We start from the raw sequence: 13,968 nt of genomic DNA, 5'->3' as shown, positions 1-13,968 counted from the left end.
CCCACCCTTATCGACAACGATTTTCATTAAGGCGCTTCCGACGGTACAGTGCCGCACAACAGTTGTCGAAAATGATTCTCAATAAGCCGTATCGACGCAGGAAGGTTGCCTCGTGTCTGCCCGCTGTCAAGTCACTGGCCGCGCACCGGGATTCGGAAACACCGTGTCGCACTCCCAGCGCCGAAGCCGCCGCCGATGGTCACCCAACATCCAACAACGGACGTATTACGTGCCCTCGGAGGGCCGCCGCATCCGACTGCGGGTGTCGGCCAAGGGCATAAAGGTCATCGACCGTGACGGCATCGACGCGGTCGTGGCCCGGCTGCGCCGACAGGGACAGCGGATCTGATGGCTAGCACTGATATTCGTCCGATCGTGAAGCTGCGCTCCACGGCGGGCACCGGCTACACGTACACCACCCGCAAGAACCGCCGCAACGACCCCGATCGTCTGGTCCTGCGCAAGTACGACCCGAGCGTGCGGCGTCACGTCGACTTCCGTGAGGAACGTTGACCGTGGCCAAGAAATCCAAGATCGTGAAGAATCAGCAGCGCGCGGCTGTCGTCGCCCGCTTCGCCCAGCGGCGCGCCGAACTCAAAGAGATCATCCGCTCCCCCTTGAGCACCCCCGAACAGCGCAGCGCTGCCCAGCGGGCTCTTGCGAGCCAGCCGCGGGACGCCAGTGGGGTGCGGTTGCGCAACCGCGACGCCGTTGACGGGCGTCCGCGGGGGCACCTGCGCAAGTTCGGGCTCTCCCGTGTGCGGGTGCGCCAACTGGCTCACGACGGGCACCTGCCCGGTGTCCGGAAAGCCAGCTGGTAACCATGGCCGCCAAATCCAACCGGCCCCGCCGTAAGCATCCGCCAGAAGATCCCGCATCGGCTAAGAAGAGCCTCTTAGAAAGCCTTGGTTTGGCGGCGGTCGACTACAAAGACACCCAGACCCTGCGGCTGTTCATCTCCGAACGAGGCAAGATCCGGTCCCGGCACGTCACCGGCCTGACCGTCCAGCAGCAGCGACGCATCACCCGAGCGATCAAGAACTCCCGCGAAATGGCACTGCTGCCCTACCCCGGTCAGGCCAGGTGCGGACAGCAGCGACGAGTCACGCAGAAGAATCCATGACCAGCTCACACCGCGCCACTGCCCGCCCGTTCACCATTGTGCTGTGCACCACGTGTTCCTCGCCCGTCGGTCCGACGGTGCTCGAACAGCTGCGGGCCACTGTGCGCCGCACCCGTCACGGGATACTGGTCACCACCGGCTGCCTGCTCGGAGAATTCACCTGCCTCACCCGCCAATCCGGCGGCAGTGCGGTCCTTATGTTGCAGCCCTGCTCAACCGACCGTGTTGCGCACGGACCAGCCAGATGGGTCGGTGCGATCGAAGATCTCGAAGATCTACGGCTCGTCTGCGCGTGGGTGGCGGGAGGCCGCTGGGAAAGCGACCGTCTTCCCGATCGCCTCTGCCTTAGGCTGCCCACGACCCGACGCACCATCGCGACCAACTAAGCGTTTCCGGACTCACGCACCATCGGCGGCGTCGCGGCAACCACCCTTCGATCACAATCGTGTCGGCAGCCGTCGCTCAGATACGTCGCTGCACAACCACTCTCAGTGCTTCCCCGAGGGATGGCGTCATTCGAGTGGGCGCTCTCACGGCGCGGGACCGGTCCTACCCGGATCGGCCTTGGCCGACCGGCAAGTACTGCGGGTCGTTTGCACCACTCGTGAGACGCCATCGACGCGAATTGACGACGAATTGCCAAACTCTGCCCGAAAAGACAGCCGGTTCTTTACAATCGGTGTGCCTCGATCGTCGTCGGACCGCAACCGTAGTGAGTCGAGAGGAACCGCTATGCCGTTCCTGAGTGTGATCCCGGAGCAGGTCGAATCCGTGGCTCAAGATTTGGCCGGAATTCGCTCGGCGCTGGCCGAGTCTTACACGGCCGCAGCGGAACCCACGACAACGGTGCTTGCCGCTGCCGAGGACGAGGTATCGACCGCGATTGCGTCGATATTCGGCGCCTACGGTCGACAATTCCAAGTTCTCAGCGCCCAGGCTTCGGCGTATCATGACGAGTTCGTCAATCTGTTGCAGGCTGGCGCGGGCGCATATATCAACGCCGAAGTCGCCAACGCGCAACACAATCTATCGAATGCGGTGAACGCGCCTGCCCGATCGCTCTTGGCTCACCCATCCGCTGGCCCGATCCTGAGCGCGGCTGAGACCGTGCACAAAGCGGTGAGCGGTGGCCACAGTGCCGTTGTCGCTGGGCTTGCCGCACAGGCCAGTCGTGCCGTTGCGACGGTCGAACAACATGCTGCCGGCCTGGTTGCCCCGTTGCCAAGCGCCGGTGCTGGACTGGTTCAGGTTCTCGACGGTGTTGCGGCCGCCGGACAGGGTTCCGCCGCTAGGCTTGCCACCGCGCTGCAGAGCGCCGCGCCTTGGCTCGCCAGGAGCGGCGGCGAGTTCATGGCAGCTGGACAGAGCGCTCTGACCGGAGTTGTTCTGCTGCAACCTGCCGCCGTCGGCCTCGTTCAAGCGGGCGGTACCTTCCTGGCCGCCGGGACGAGTGCTGCTGGCGGACTGGGTCTGCTCACCCTCGCCGGTGTCGAGTTCAGTCAAGGTGTAGGTGGCATCGTGCTGGCCGCGGGGACCGCCGCGTCCGGACTTGGTCTGCTGGGCAGCGCCGGTGTTCAGCTCTTTAGTCCCGCCTTCTTGCTGGCGGTGCCCAGCGCGTTGGGTGGAGTTGGCCTGCTCGCGATCGCGGTTGTTCAGCTCGTTCAAGGTGTCCAACATCTGGCGTTGGTGATGCCGAACATCGTTGCTGGAATCGCTGTGCTGCAGACTGCGGGTACCCAGTTCGCTGAGGGCCTCAACGATGTGATGCTGGCGGCGCAGAACGCTGCTCCTGGGTTGGCTGCGTTGCAGGGCGCCGGCGGCCAGTTCGCTCAGGGTATTGGCCACCTGCAGACGGCTGGCAATGCCGCTGTCACGGCGCTGTTGTCCTAGCCCAGGACGGATCGGACGGTGTGGCTTCGCCGCACACTCGCGTCGAAATCGGCAAAGAGCAAGCGTGCCAACTCGAGTCACGATTGATAGACGACGTGACGCCTCCGTGCGCGGTCACCCGTGTGCGGATCGGTCCGCCCGCACCCCTTCGACGATGCACAGGGATGTGGACGTGGGCACGACGTTGGTCAGCTCGAGTCCAGCTCCTTGGAAGAGCGTCTCGAACTGAGCCCTGGTGCGCTCGCGTCCGCCCGGGATGACGAGCATTTCGATGTCGACGAACTTGCCGACACTGGCCTCGTTTCCCTCGGGAAGAACGTAATCGATCACCAGAACCTTGCCATCCGGCGCCATGGATTCGACGCAGTTCCGCAGAATGATCGTCGCCTTCTCGTCGTCCCAGTCGTGGATGATGTACTTCATCATGTAGGCGTCGGCGCGAACCGGAATCGCTTCGAAGAAGCTGCCGCCGTGGATGGTGGCTCGATCTCCCACGCCGGCCTGCTCGAAGGTGGCCTCGGCGCCAGCCACTACTCCGGGCAGATCGAAGAGGGCACCCTTCAGACCACGAACCTTCTTCAGGACCTCCGACAGCAGCAGCCCCCGGCCGCCGCCGACGTCGGCGAGAGTCCCAAAGTCGGAAAACGGGTAGGCTGCGGCGATCGCGCGAGCCTCGCGACGCGAGGTCGCCGTCATGGCGTCGTTGAACACGGAAAAGAAGTCGGCATCCGTCTGGCAGTAGTCGAAGAGCTCAGCCCCGTGCACGTGCTTGAATGCGGTCTCCCCGGTGCGCACGCTGTGCATGATGTCCGCGTAGGCGCCGTTGTGAACGGGATGCCCGAACAAGATCGCAAAGTCCTTGAGCGAGTTCGGCGAGTCCACTAGCAACGGCTCGGCCAGGGGCGTCAACCCGAACCGCCCGGGCTGAGATTCAACAAACACCCCGAAGCTCGCCAGCGTGCGTAATACCCGATAGAGGGAGCGTTCATCGACATCGAGTTCGCTGGCGAGCTCCGACACCGGGCGGTCACCATCCGTCAAATGGTCGGCAATCCCGAGCTGCGCCGCTACAGCCAGGCACTGGGTGATCACCTTGGAAAAGATGAGCTCGAAGAGCCGTTGGGCCATCCGGCCGGATTCGTTCGGATTGTCGCTCGTCATGACTCCTCCGCTCAGGGCGAGCGCTACGGGTTCTTCGACGCGAACGCGAGCCCGCTCCAAGGGTACTGATCGCGCGATGTTTCGGTTCTCACGCTCGATCGCAGGTGTCGGTGACCATGTGGCCGGCTCTCGCACCGCCAGAAGCGGACGCCGTCGATCGGCTCGGACTTGTGGCTCGCGCCGACACGTCGGAAACCTCGCGTTTGCTCACGGCACCCCCGAACGGCAGGCAAGCATGCAGGCCGAGAGTTGGCAGGCATCTATCGACTGGCGATTGTGCACGCTAGGTCGGTGCCCCATCGGAAGTCTTCGGTTTGCCCTCTCTGGGTGAGGAATTCATCCGCCCAAGCGGCGTCCAATGTTCGGCGACCTTCGGCGGTGGGTGGGCTTGGCAGCAGGGTGAGACAAGGGCGCCGCGGCCATGGGGGAGACGAGGACTGCAAGTCAACGACGTTGGAATGGCCGGTAAGGTCGAGAACTTTCACGCTGCTGCTGTCGAGATGTATTGAAGTCGACAACCGCACGCTGTTGTCTGATTGCGGTCAAAGTGGTGTGCGTCTGTGGAGGCGGTCCCCACCCGTCGGTTGTTGTACGGAATTGCCGTACCATAGAAGTACGACAATTCCGTACGATAGGAGACGACGGTGGCTATCAGTGCGAGTGAAGCCCGTCAGCGACTTTTCCCGCTGCTCGAACAGGTCAACACCGACCACGAGCCAGTTCGGATCACGTCCAAGGCGGGAGACGCGGTGCTCATGTCGGCCGATGACTACGACTCGTGGCAGGAAACGGTGTACCTTCTGCGGTCGCCGGAGAACGCGCGCCGGCTCATGGAGGCCGTCGCCCGGGACAAGGCGCGCGAACCCACCTCGGCGCAATACACGAAGACAATCGATGAACTCCAGGGGATGGCCGGACAGGAGTGAGACGCATCAGCTTCGATCCCGACGCCTGGGACGATCTCATGTTCTGGTTGTCCACCGACCGGAAGATGGCTCGTCGAATCACCAGGCTGATCGCAGAGATTCAGCGCGATCCGTTCACCGGGATCGGAAAACCGGAGCCGCTCAAGGGAGAACTGTCGGGGTACTGGTCGCGGCGGATCGATGATGAACATCGGCTCGTCTACCGAGCAGACGATCGCGAAGTCAAGATCCTCAAGGCGCGATACCACTACTGACAGGTCCTGCGGATCACCGGGCCTCCGCTGTCACGGTGACACGCGCGAGCGCATAGGCACACCTCGATGCGGGATTAAAACCATTGTGCCCCAAAAGTTTTACTTGCCGAACATCCGGCGAAGCAGGGCCACCGCATCGGGATGCCCTGCTGCGGCAGCCTTTGTCAGCCAGGCACGAGGGGAGCCTGTGGATGATCCGCCCGGGCGGCCCGCTCCAACCATGCTCGAGGCCCTGGTAACTGCGGTTGGCTCCCAACGCGCAACCAGCGAACTAGTTCCCCGGGTTCGCTGTGCGCGACCCCGAATCCCGACGCTGGCGCAGAACTCGCGAGATACAGTCAGTCCATGAACGACGCAGCCGGTCCGCACGTCGTCACCCCCGACCGGCGGGTGCTGACGTACCTCGAGGTCGGCGATCCCGCGGGCCCGCTCGTCATCCACAACCACGGCGGGCCGAGCAGCAGGCTGGAGGCGAAGCTGTTCGCGGCCGCCGCGGGACGCCAGGGGCTGCGGTTCGTCTGCGTCGACCGCCCCGGCATCGGCGGATCGACCGCCCAGCCGGGCCGAGGCTACGCCGACTGGGGCGGCGATCTCATCGCAATCGCGGACGCCCTCGGCCACAGTGAGTTCGGCGTGACGGGGTGGTCGGAGGGCGGGCCGTGGGCGCTCGCGGCAGCCGCCTACGTCGACGCCGACCGACTGCGGCACGTCACCAACATCGCGGGCGGCTGCTACGGCGCGTTCGGCGACAACTGGGCCGCCGACCACCTATCAAAGGCCGACGCCCTCGGCGGCACGCTCGCCTTGCGGTTCCGACCCGGCTTCAAGGCGATGTACGCGGGAATCGGCATCACCGCCAAGCACTTCCGCGGCTCGTTCGCAGGCCAGCTCCGCAAGTCGGTCAACGACTACGACCGCGACGTGCTCGCCGATCAGGCGGTCATGGACGGCATGCTCGACGCGTTCGCCGAGTGCTTCGCGCACGGATCCAACGGCCTGGTCGTCGACGCCGAACTGCTCTACCACCGTTGGGCTTTCGACGTGACGGCGATCGAGCGGCCCGTCCACGTGTGGCAGGGCACCGGCGACACGCTCGTCCCGCCATACATCAACCGCACGATCGCCGACCGCATGCCGGGCGCGGTGTGGCACGAAGTGCCCGACGCGGGCCACTTCGTCGGGATCGGCGCTGCCGACGACATCCTCGCCGTCACCGCGGGAGACCTCCGCGCATGATTCAGATCTTCGTGCACCAGCTAATGTCGCCCGATGACGGTGTGCGCGGGCTGTTTCAGAATCGCGGATACGAGTCGATCGGTTAACGACTCTGGCGCACACTGGACCAGCTACCCGGGGATCCGCAAGGACGACCGCTTCGCCGAGAAGAACTCTGGCCCGCCGTGGTGCAATGCGCACAGCGCATCTGGCCATGGCTAGCTGGCTGAACCATTGGCATGTGCACATCGAAGTAGGCGCTGACGCTGAATATGGATGCAGATCGGAACCGCGGCGTGGGCCAAGGAAGGACATCCGGCACACGACCTTGACCCAGTATCGCTCCGCGACGTCGGGTTGGGTGGTCGGCTGCCCAACTCGGACGTCCGCACGATGTTTCGGGTCGGGCTCCGTTACGAAATCGGGCCGCGGCCGATCCGACGTTGTGCACGGGGATGCGGCCAGAAGAGTGGTCAATGGTGCTGCTGCCCGAACTTGCGATCGATCGACGGCCTCGTTTCGGTGCAGCATGCGCCAAATACGGCAAGCACCGCGAGATTTGCGTTCCGCCCGGAGCATTGGACGTGGTCGACACCTACCTGCTGATGGAGCGTCCCGAGGTTGTCGCCGCCTCGGTGGCTTGTCTCACCAATCACTGCTTTTCCCGCGGCAGCATGGGATAGTCTCAACGCACTCTTTCGGCAAAAGGGGTGATCCGATGGCTGTCGAGCGACAGGCTATCGATAGCGTTCGCCACGCCGGTAGCTTGCGGGCGATCTTGGTCGACTAGGTCTGGCCGCCCGATGACGACGTTCGAAGCTGTTGAACCGCTCCCCTTCATCGAAGGGATCACGTTCGGAGAGGGACCCCGGTGGCACGGCGGCCGCCTGTGGTTCAGCGACGGACCGGCGGGCCGGGTGTACTCGGCCGGCGAGACCGGCGACCTCGCCGTGCAGGCCGAGGTCGCGCACGCCTCCGGGCTCGGCTGGCTCCCCGACGGTACGCTAGTGGTCTCCGCCCTCTTCGACGCAAAGGTTTACCACGTCGACACCCGGGGGAACGTGGCAGCCACATACGACCTCAGCCACCTCGCTTGGTCGACCAACGACCTCGTCGTCGCCCCGGACGGCCACGCTTACGTCGACCTATATCAGCTCAACGCGAGCGAGATGGCAGGCGAGATAGGCCTCCTCGATCCAGACGGTGCCGTCCGCGTCGTCGCGACCGACCTCGCCGTCCCCAACGGCCTTGGTTTCCTGCCCGACGGGTCGACCCTCGTCGTCGCCGAGACGAACGGTTCGCGGCTCCTTCAGTTTCCGACCTCACCCGACGGCAGCCTCGGCGCCCCAAGCGTATTCGCGGACCTCGGCGCACATCGCCACCCTGACGGCCTCTGCGTTGACGTCGAAGGAGGGGTATGGGTCGGTTGTTACGACACCGGCGAGTTCCTCCAGGTTATCGCGGGCGGCACGGTGACCCATCGGGTCGCCATCGACCGGGGATGGGCGATTGCACCCGCGCTGGGCGGAGCCGACGGGCGCACCCTCTACATGGTGATCGACGAGACCACCCAAGAGGACATGGTAGCCGGCAAGTCGACCGGGTGGATTCTGCAAGCACGCGTCGACGTCCCCGGTGCCGGCTCACCCTGAGACGTAGCTGCATCCATTGATGCGAATGATGCGAATACCCTGATGTCTTCTGCGACACGCGGATTCTGAGAACACTCGGAATATGAACCTACGCGACGTAGGTGTAGGTTCTCACCTTCGGTTGCATATAGCCGCGGCCCTGGCCTGCGGTCATTCGGTCTTGTCTCATACTGGCTGCTCCTGCGTTTGTCTCACGAGCCGCTGCATTTCCTACAGGCCCTGCATTCGTGTTCCTCTGGTCACTTCCGGGATATTCATGCCCGGAGCATTGGGACGATCAGGCGACAAATCTCGGCATAAGAGGGGCGGGGACCTTGATGGACGCCGATCAGCGAAACCTCAGGCTAACTAGCGATTTCAGCTAGCTCGTGTGCTACCGCATCGAATGCGGACAGCGTGTCTGACTGCAACTGCGGGTCGTCCTGGGAAGCCGGCTGGGTGGATAGCTTGGCGGCCACCACCTCGGCGACACGGTTGATGTAGATCAGCTGACCACACATGCCTACGCACAACGCGACGGTGTTGCCCGGGTAAGGAAACCACACTTGGTTGCGGTACATGCCGCCGGGCATTCCGGTGTCGTCCGGGGTGGCAGCGAACGCCTTACGCGAGTCGGTACCGCCATCGACAGTGTCAGCGATCCACGCCGCCGGCATCACTTGCTGGCCGGTCAGCGAGACACCGTCGCGCACGAACAGCGACCCGAACCGGATCATGTCGGTGAGGCAGGCGTTGATGCCCCCGTCGAATATCCCGGTACCGCCCGCGTCGCCGGCCCTGTCCAAGGCGATGGTGGCGTCGCACTGGGCGCCGATGCGGCTCCACAGCAGTTCCGACATCAGCTCGGGCATCGGCTGTCCGGCTGCGGCCTCGCAGATCCAGCCGAGGACGTCGGTTTCACACGAGCGATATTCGAACGGGCCGCCATGCGCCGACTTCTGCCGCAAGGTCAGCAGGTAGTCGCGCAGGGTTGCGGGGAGGTTCGGACTTCGCTTGGGCGCCCACCCGATCACCTGCTCGCGGACGTGGATCTCTGCGGCCGGGTCGAGGTAATCCTCCGAAAAGGCGATGCCCGACCTCATGTCCAGCAGGTGACGTACCGTCGCACCTGCGTAGCCGCAGTTCGCCAGGGCGGGAACGTATGTCGTGACCGGCGCGTCAAGCTCGATCGCACCGGCCCCATGCAGTGCGCCGACGACGGCGGCCACCAGCGACTTGCTCACCGAGAACAGCAGATGCCGGGTCTCCGGTTGCAAGCCATCGAAGTACTCCTCGGCCACCAGCGCACCACGGTAGGCGACGGCCCACCCGTCGGTAGCGGTGCTGGCCATTACCGCGCCGACGGTGGTGGCCACCCCGTCCGTGCTGGTCAACGGGATGTCGGCGATCGGGACACAGGCTGGGGGCAACGTCACGACCGGCCCCGTCCCGCGCGAGATGACCGCGGTCGGCATGAAGTCTTCGACGTGTTGGAATGCCCAATGCGAATACCGCGACGACAGCCAGTTGTCCAGTTTCAGACCGGTTGGGACGCCGCTGCTCACGCTCGTGCGACGAGCCGCGAAACGATCGGCGCAGCAGGCGACAGAGGTGTCGAGGCGAACTGCGCTTTGAGGCCGTCGATCCAGCGCCTGCCGCGTTCGGTGAGCTGGTAGTCGTCGGTCTGCAGGTGACCGCGAGTGACGAGCACGCCGAGCTGGGCGCCTTCGCAGCGCAAGTCGCCGGGTGCGGCGACCCGCATGTAGAAGGCCTCGGACTCGTCGAGCATCGTGGCCCAGTCGTTGCCCTGCCGGGCAAAGGAGACGCGCCCGTCGTGGTTCAGGCGCCACATCCCGGTGCGTGGGGTTGCGGTGAAGAGCTCGAGATCCGGCGAGGTCTCCGACATGATCAGCTGACCCCAGACCTCGTCCTCACCGTAGCCCCGCTCCCAGCGCGAGTTGATCTCCTCGATGTCGAGCTCGTACTCCACGTCCATGTATTCGAGCAGGTGGAAAAGGAACAGCGGCATGTCAGCGTAGGCCTCGGTGGTCAAGTTCGTCATCGGGCTTGCGCCGCTCAGGCGGGGGTTCACCTCGCCGAGGTAGAGCTCGTCGGCGTCCAGGTCGTGCAACAGGTCCACCTCGAAGTAGCCGCGGTATCCCTGTCGGCTTAGGACGTCGCCCAACTTTCCTACCATCTCTCGCGCCGCGCGCGTCTGTGCGGGCGGCAGCACCTCGCGCCAGACGTCATTGCCACACCAAGCACCCTTGTACGGGGTCAGCTCCGGGTAACCGACCAGGCTCGTCATCGCCGGGCCGATCACGGTGCCGTGGCGGGTCACGGTGGCCTCGATGCATACCTCGACATTGCGGATGCGCTTCATGACTTTGATTTCCGGCTGTTCCACCAGGTCACCGGCGCACTGGTCCCAATCGCGCTCACCGCGCACAAAGAACGTCGCGCTGCCGGCGTTGCCATAAGCGGCCTCGATGACGAGGTCGTCTCCCAGCCCGGCGCCTTGCGCGAGCGCCGACAACTCGGTGTAGGAGCCGGCCCGCCCAATCGCGTGCGGCACGCTCGACACGCCCGCCTCGTCGGCCAGGCGCGTCATGACGATCTTGGAGCCGAGGCGATGGCGCAGTTCCGCCGGGGGATGCATGACCTCGAGCCCCGCCTGGCGCGCGAGGGCCTGAGTCTCTCCGTCAAGCATCACGAAGCAGGCCTTGCCACCGGGCCCTCGGCTCGCGATGAACTCGAGTGTCTCGGGATCACGCAGCAGGTGGTTGCACACATCCCCCATGCCGTCGAAATCCCTGCGGTCGCGCCGCCGGGGCACGAACACGCGCGAATGTTCGCCCTCGAAAGAGTCGTAGTAGGTCAGGTAGAAGAAGTTCCGTACCCAGCGGTAGATGCCCAACAGGTTGAACGGGGTCGGCGAGATGAAGTACATCGGCACGGCGTTGTTGTGAAAGAACGCCCGTACATCCGAGAGGCCATTCAGCACCCGGCGCGGCTGGGGTTCAGCCTTACCCGCGGGCACGGTCAGCCGGCCGCGGTGACGTCGACGCCTGAGCCCGGCGCAGGGACCGCGGCGGTGCAGACGCCGCGGTCAGGGCGATTGCGGTGAAATGACATACCTCCATTGCACCAGTGTGCATGCAATCGTGGTGTCGTGCCGACGTATGGGTCCCTGAACGTCGGGCGAGCGGCACCGCGTCGAGCACCATCTGGCTGCCCCTACGGGTGAAGGGGTCGCTCGCTTCAACGGAAATTTGCTCGGCCGGCCCGCAAGCGCCGATCGAGCAGGGCCTGCGCGTAGATGCCAACCGTTGCGATCGGCATCGCAGGCGTCGCGCTCTGGCTTGCTGCCGCGGGCGCATACCTGCCTGGCGCCTCACCTTGCCATATTGGCGAATCGCGACAGGTGCAGCTGATGCGCGACGGTCACCGTCTTGGTGGGGCCGTTGCGGTGCTTGGCGAGAATGAAATCCGCCTCTCCCCCACGCGGATCGTCGCGATCAAACGCGTCCGGCCGGTGTAGCAGGATCACGACGTCAGCATCCTGTTCCAAAGAGCCCGACTCCCTTAGATCGGCCAACATCGGCTTCTTGTCGGTGCGCTGCTCGGGACCGCGGTTGAGCTGGCTGATCGCAACCACCGGAACCTCAAGCTCTTTGGCCAGCAGCTTGAGATGCCGCGAGAATTCTGAGACTTCCACCTGGCGCGACTCATGTTTCTTGCCGGAGGTCATCAGCTGCATGTAGTCGATCACGATCAGCCGCAGGTTGGCCTTCTGCCGCAGCCGGCGCGCTTTGGCCCGGATCTCCATCATGGTCAGGTTCGGCGAATCATCGATAAATAGTGGGGCCTCACTGATTTCGCTCATTCGCCGCGCCAGCCGGGTCCAGTCATCGTCGCTCATCCGGCCCGAACGCATATCGGCGAGCTTGATTTTCGCCTCCGCCGACAGCAACCTCATGACGATTTCGGACTTGCTCATCTCCAGCGAAAAGATGACGCTGGCCTGGCGGTGCCGGATCGAACACGACCGCATGAAGTCCAGCCCGAGGGTGGACTTGCCCACACCCGGCCGGGCCGCGACGATGATCATCTGGCCGGGATGCAGACCGTTGGTCACCTCGTCGAGTTCGGTGAAGCCGGTGGGCACGCCGCGCGCCAGACCTCCGTTGGAGGCGATGGCGTCGATCTCGTCCATCGTCGGCTGCAGCAGATCCTCAAGCGCCACAAAGTCTTCCGAGAGCCGCCGATCCGCGACGTCGTAGATTTCCGCCTGAGCGCGGTCGACCACCTCGGCCACGTCCGCGCCCTCGGCGCCGGCATAGCCGTACTGCACCACCCGGGTGCCGGCCTCCACCAGCCGGCGCAGCAGCGCCTTCTCGGCGACGATGCCCGCGTAGTAGCCCGCATTGGCCGCGGTCGGCACGGTCGAGATCAGGGTGTGCAGGTAGGGCGCTCCGCCGATCCGACGCAGCAGCCCACGGCGATCCAATTCGGCGGCCACCGTCACCGCATCGGCCGGCTCCCCACGCCCGTAGAGATCCAAGACGGCGTCGTAGACGTTCTGGTGCGCTGGGCGATAGAAATCGCCGGGCCGCAGCCGCTCCAGCACATCCGCGATGGCGTCCTTGCTCAGCAGCATCCCGCCCAGCACCGACTGCTCGGCGGCGAGATCCTGCGGAGGCTGACGGCCGAAGTCCTCACTGGGCGGCGGGGCGTCCATGCCGGGGTGTCCCAGATCATCGACGACCGCCATGGGTTCTCACCTCCTCCGACACGAGCATACGAACATATATTCGACCGCTGATATCCGGAGCGTAAGGCACCGCACCGACATCCACCGCCCCAAGGTCACTCACATCGTGTGGTGCCGGGAAGACGCTAGACGTTGCTGGCGAGTACTCCAAGGGGCTGCTGTTTATGAAGCTGTGCATCGCATGTGCATTACCGTTGACGCCTGTGTTAAGCGGGGTGTGGAGAACCTGTGGATCAATGCGGGGCGTCATCACATCGCTGCTGTTGACCGCCCTTCAACGGGACACTTCTGGTGTGGACAATAATCTCCTCGGCGTGTCGGGCCAGGTTACCGCGCCGGGCGTGTTGGCTTTCGGACACATTTTCCTGACGTTAAGCGCCGGTAAAGACGGCCGCCCGCAAACACCCGCGGAACAGTTCGCCAGCGTCACCGCACCGGCCTGCGCTGCGGACACCACCGGGCATGGCGAAAACCCGGTGGCAGCCGACCAGGGCCGCCACCGGGATGTGCAAACTGTTCGGGCTTAGCTTTCCGCCACGACGTCGAGCGACACCTCGACATCGACTTCGGGGTGCAGGTGCACCGCCACCGGATGCGTCCCCAGCGCCTTGATGTGCGTCTTGGGCAGCCGGACGATCCGCTTGTCGAGATTCGGTCCGCCGGCCTTCTTGATGGCCGCGACCACATCGCCAGCGGTCACGGAGCCGAACAGCTTTCCGGAATCGCCGGCCGTCTTCACCGGCAGCGAGACCGAGCCAAGCGCCTGAATCGCCGCTTTGATCTCGTTGGCGTGCTCGATATCGCGGACCGCTTTGGTTTCACGGGCCCGGCGGATCTCGTCGGCCTGCTTCTGGGCACCACGCGAGGCGACGATCGCCAGCCCGCGCGGAAGCAGGAAGTTGCGGCCAAAACCGTCCTTGACCTCGACCGTGTCGCCGACGGAACCGAGGTGGTCGACGTCAGCGGTCAGAATCAGCTTCATCGTTTTCGTGCT

The 13,968-nt window shown here is 64.7% G+C and carries 17 protein-coding genes; 12 read left to right on the top strand and 5 right to left on the bottom strand.

The genetic code is table 11. The features are described 5' to 3' along the window. Positions 1-112 precede the first annotated feature (112 nt). From rpmB to AADZ55_RS00395, 6 genes are all read left to right on the top strand, one after another. Positions 113-349, top strand: a complete 237-nt coding sequence (gene rpmB, locus AADZ55_RS00420) for a 50S ribosomal protein L28 (RefSeq protein WP_085325520.1) — start codon at positions 113-115, stop codon at positions 347-349. Further along, on the top strand, positions 349-513 hold the full coding sequence (gene rpmG, locus AADZ55_RS00415; RefSeq protein WP_085325519.1) for a 50S ribosomal protein L33: 165 nt from the start codon (positions 349-351) through the stop codon (positions 511-513). The genes rpmB and rpmG overlap by 1 nt, the downstream gene beginning before the upstream one ends. Positions 514-515: 2 nt before the next feature. Then, complete coding sequence (rpsN, locus tag AADZ55_RS00410) at positions 516-821, top strand: 30S ribosomal protein S14 (protein ID WP_085325518.1); 306 nt, start codon at positions 516-518, stop codon at positions 819-821. Positions 822-823: 2 nt separating this feature from the next. Continuing rightward, positions 824-1,123: a 30S ribosomal protein S18 gene (gene rpsR, locus AADZ55_RS00405; RefSeq protein WP_085325517.1), complete on the top strand. Its 300-nt coding sequence runs from the start codon at positions 824-826 to the stop codon at positions 1,121-1,123. Continuing rightward, the gene (locus tag AADZ55_RS00400; RefSeq protein ID WP_085325516.1) at positions 1,120-1,509 is read left to right on the top strand and encodes a hypothetical protein; all 390 of its coding nucleotides are present in this window, start codon (positions 1,120-1,122) and stop codon (positions 1,507-1,509) included. Before rpsR ends, AADZ55_RS00400 begins: the two co-directional genes overlap by 4 nt. Positions 1,510-1,855: 346 nt before the next feature. Further along, positions 1,856-3,013 carry a PE family protein gene (locus tag AADZ55_RS00395; protein ID WP_085325515.1) on the top strand — a complete coding sequence of 386 codons (1,158 nt, stop codon included), beginning with the start codon at positions 1,856-1,858 and terminating at the stop codon, positions 3,011-3,013. A 114-nt stretch (positions 3,014-3,127) separates the two neighbouring features. Here the strand turns inward: AADZ55_RS00395 and AADZ55_RS00390 are convergent, their stop codons facing one another. Then, the gene (locus AADZ55_RS00390; RefSeq protein ID WP_085325514.1) at positions 3,128-4,174 is read right to left on the bottom strand and encodes a methyltransferase; all 1,047 of its coding nucleotides are present in this window, start codon (positions 4,172-4,174) and stop codon (positions 3,128-3,130) included. A gap of 644 nt (positions 4,175-4,818) precedes the next feature. On the opposite strand from AADZ55_RS00390, the gene AADZ55_RS00385 reads away from it, so the two are divergent. The 5 genes from AADZ55_RS00385 (at position 4,819) to AADZ55_RS00365 (ending at position 8,221) form a co-directional block, all read left to right on the top strand. Further along, positions 4,819-5,100 (top strand): type II toxin-antitoxin system Phd/YefM family antitoxin, encoded by a 282-nt coding sequence (locus AADZ55_RS00385; RefSeq protein WP_085325513.1) that lies wholly within the window; start codon positions 4,819-4,821, stop codon positions 5,098-5,100. Further along, entirely contained in the window at positions 5,097-5,354 is a 258-nt protein-coding gene (locus AADZ55_RS00380; RefSeq protein WP_085325512.1) for a Txe/YoeB family addiction module toxin, read from the top strand. Before AADZ55_RS00385 ends, AADZ55_RS00380 begins: the two co-directional genes overlap by 4 nt. 345 nt (positions 5,355-5,699) lie before the next feature. Next, the gene (locus AADZ55_RS00375; RefSeq protein WP_085325511.1) at positions 5,700-6,590 is read left to right on the top strand and encodes an alpha/beta fold hydrolase; all 891 of its coding nucleotides are present in this window, start codon (positions 5,700-5,702) and stop codon (positions 6,588-6,590) included. A 455-nt stretch (positions 6,591-7,045) separates the two neighbouring features. Further along, on the top strand, positions 7,046-7,252 hold the full coding sequence (locus AADZ55_RS00370) for a hypothetical protein (protein WP_085325510.1): 207 nt from the start codon (positions 7,046-7,048) through the stop codon (positions 7,250-7,252). Positions 7,253-7,372: 120 nt separating this feature from the next. After that, positions 7,373-8,221, top strand: coding sequence for an SMP-30/gluconolactonase/LRE family protein (locus AADZ55_RS00365; protein WP_085325509.1), 849 nt, complete (start codon positions 7,373-7,375; stop codon positions 8,219-8,221). 344 nt (positions 8,222-8,565) lie between these two features. Here the strand turns inward: AADZ55_RS00365 and AADZ55_RS00360 are convergent, their stop codons facing one another. From AADZ55_RS00360 to dnaB, 3 genes are all read right to left on the bottom strand, one after another. Next, positions 8,566-9,765 (bottom strand): serine hydrolase domain-containing protein, encoded by a 1,200-nt coding sequence (locus AADZ55_RS00360; protein WP_085325508.1) that lies wholly within the window; start codon positions 9,763-9,765, stop codon positions 8,566-8,568. Next, complete coding sequence (locus tag AADZ55_RS00355; protein ID WP_085325507.1) at positions 9,762-11,246, bottom strand: biotin carboxylase; 1,485 nt, start codon at positions 11,244-11,246, stop codon at positions 9,762-9,764. Before AADZ55_RS00355 ends, AADZ55_RS00360 begins: the two co-directional genes overlap by 4 nt. Before the next feature lie 348 nt (positions 11,247-11,594). Continuing rightward, positions 11,595-12,974 (bottom strand): replicative DNA helicase, encoded by a 1,380-nt coding sequence (gene dnaB, locus AADZ55_RS00350; protein WP_085325506.1) that lies wholly within the window; start codon positions 12,972-12,974, stop codon positions 11,595-11,597. Between the two features lie 236 nt (positions 12,975-13,210). Between dnaB and AADZ55_RS00345 the strand changes: the two genes are divergently transcribed. Continuing rightward, positions 13,211-13,501: a hypothetical protein gene (locus AADZ55_RS00345; protein ID WP_165759400.1), complete on the top strand. Its 291-nt coding sequence runs from the start codon at positions 13,211-13,213 to the stop codon at positions 13,499-13,501. On the opposite strand, the gene rplI is transcribed toward AADZ55_RS00345, so the two are convergent. After that, a complete protein-coding gene (gene rplI, locus AADZ55_RS00340) occupies positions 13,498-13,956 on the bottom strand; it encodes a 50S ribosomal protein L9 (RefSeq protein WP_085325505.1) in 459 nt (152 codons plus the stop codon). The two genes, AADZ55_RS00345 and rplI, sit on opposite strands and share 4 nt — an antisense overlap. Positions 13,957-13,968 lie beyond the last annotated feature (12 nt).

This window comes from Mycobacterium decipiens, assembly GCF_963853665.1.
Classification (GTDB): Bacteria; Actinomycetota; Actinomycetes; order Mycobacteriales; family Mycobacteriaceae; genus Mycobacterium; species Mycobacterium decipiens.
Note: the sequence above shows the minus strand (reverse complement) of the source record. Positions and strands in the feature narration are given on the sequence as shown.

Bases quoted from the DNA above. Each gene is read 5' to 3' on its own strand.
- AADZ55_RS00390 (WP_085325514.1), bottom strand. From the start codon at position 4,174: ATGACGAGCGACAATCCGAACGAATCCGGCCGGATGGCCCAACGGCTC.
- dnaB (WP_085325506.1), bottom strand. From the start codon at position 12,974: ATGGCGGTCGTCGATGATCTGGGACACCCCGGCATGGACGCCCCGCCG.
- rpsR (WP_085325517.1), top strand. From the start codon at position 824: ATGGCCGCCAAATCCAACCGGCCCCGCCGTAAGCATCCGCCAGAAGAT.
- AADZ55_RS00375 (WP_085325511.1), top strand. From the start codon at position 5,700: ATGAACGACGCAGCCGGTCCGCACGTCGTCACCCCCGACCGGCGGGTG.
- rpmG (WP_085325519.1), top strand. From the start codon at position 349: ATGGCTAGCACTGATATTCGTCCGATCGTGAAGCTGCGCTCCACGGCG.
- AADZ55_RS00395 (WP_085325515.1), top strand. From the start codon at position 1,856: ATGCCGTTCCTGAGTGTGATCCCGGAGCAGGTCGAATCCGTGGCTCAA.
- AADZ55_RS00400 (WP_085325516.1), top strand. From the start codon at position 1,120: ATGACCAGCTCACACCGCGCCACTGCCCGCCCGTTCACCATTGTGCTG.
- rplI (WP_085325505.1), bottom strand. From the start codon at position 13,956: ATGAAGCTGATTCTGACCGCTGACGTCGACCACCTCGGTTCCGTCGGC.
- AADZ55_RS00345 (WP_165759400.1), top strand. From the start codon at position 13,211: ATGCGGGGCGTCATCACATCGCTGCTGTTGACCGCCCTTCAACGGGAC.
- AADZ55_RS00365 (WP_085325509.1), top strand. From the start codon at position 7,373: ATGACGACGTTCGAAGCTGTTGAACCGCTCCCCTTCATCGAAGGGATC.
- AADZ55_RS00370 (WP_085325510.1), top strand. From the start codon at position 7,046: ATGGTGCTGCTGCCCGAACTTGCGATCGATCGACGGCCTCGTTTCGGT.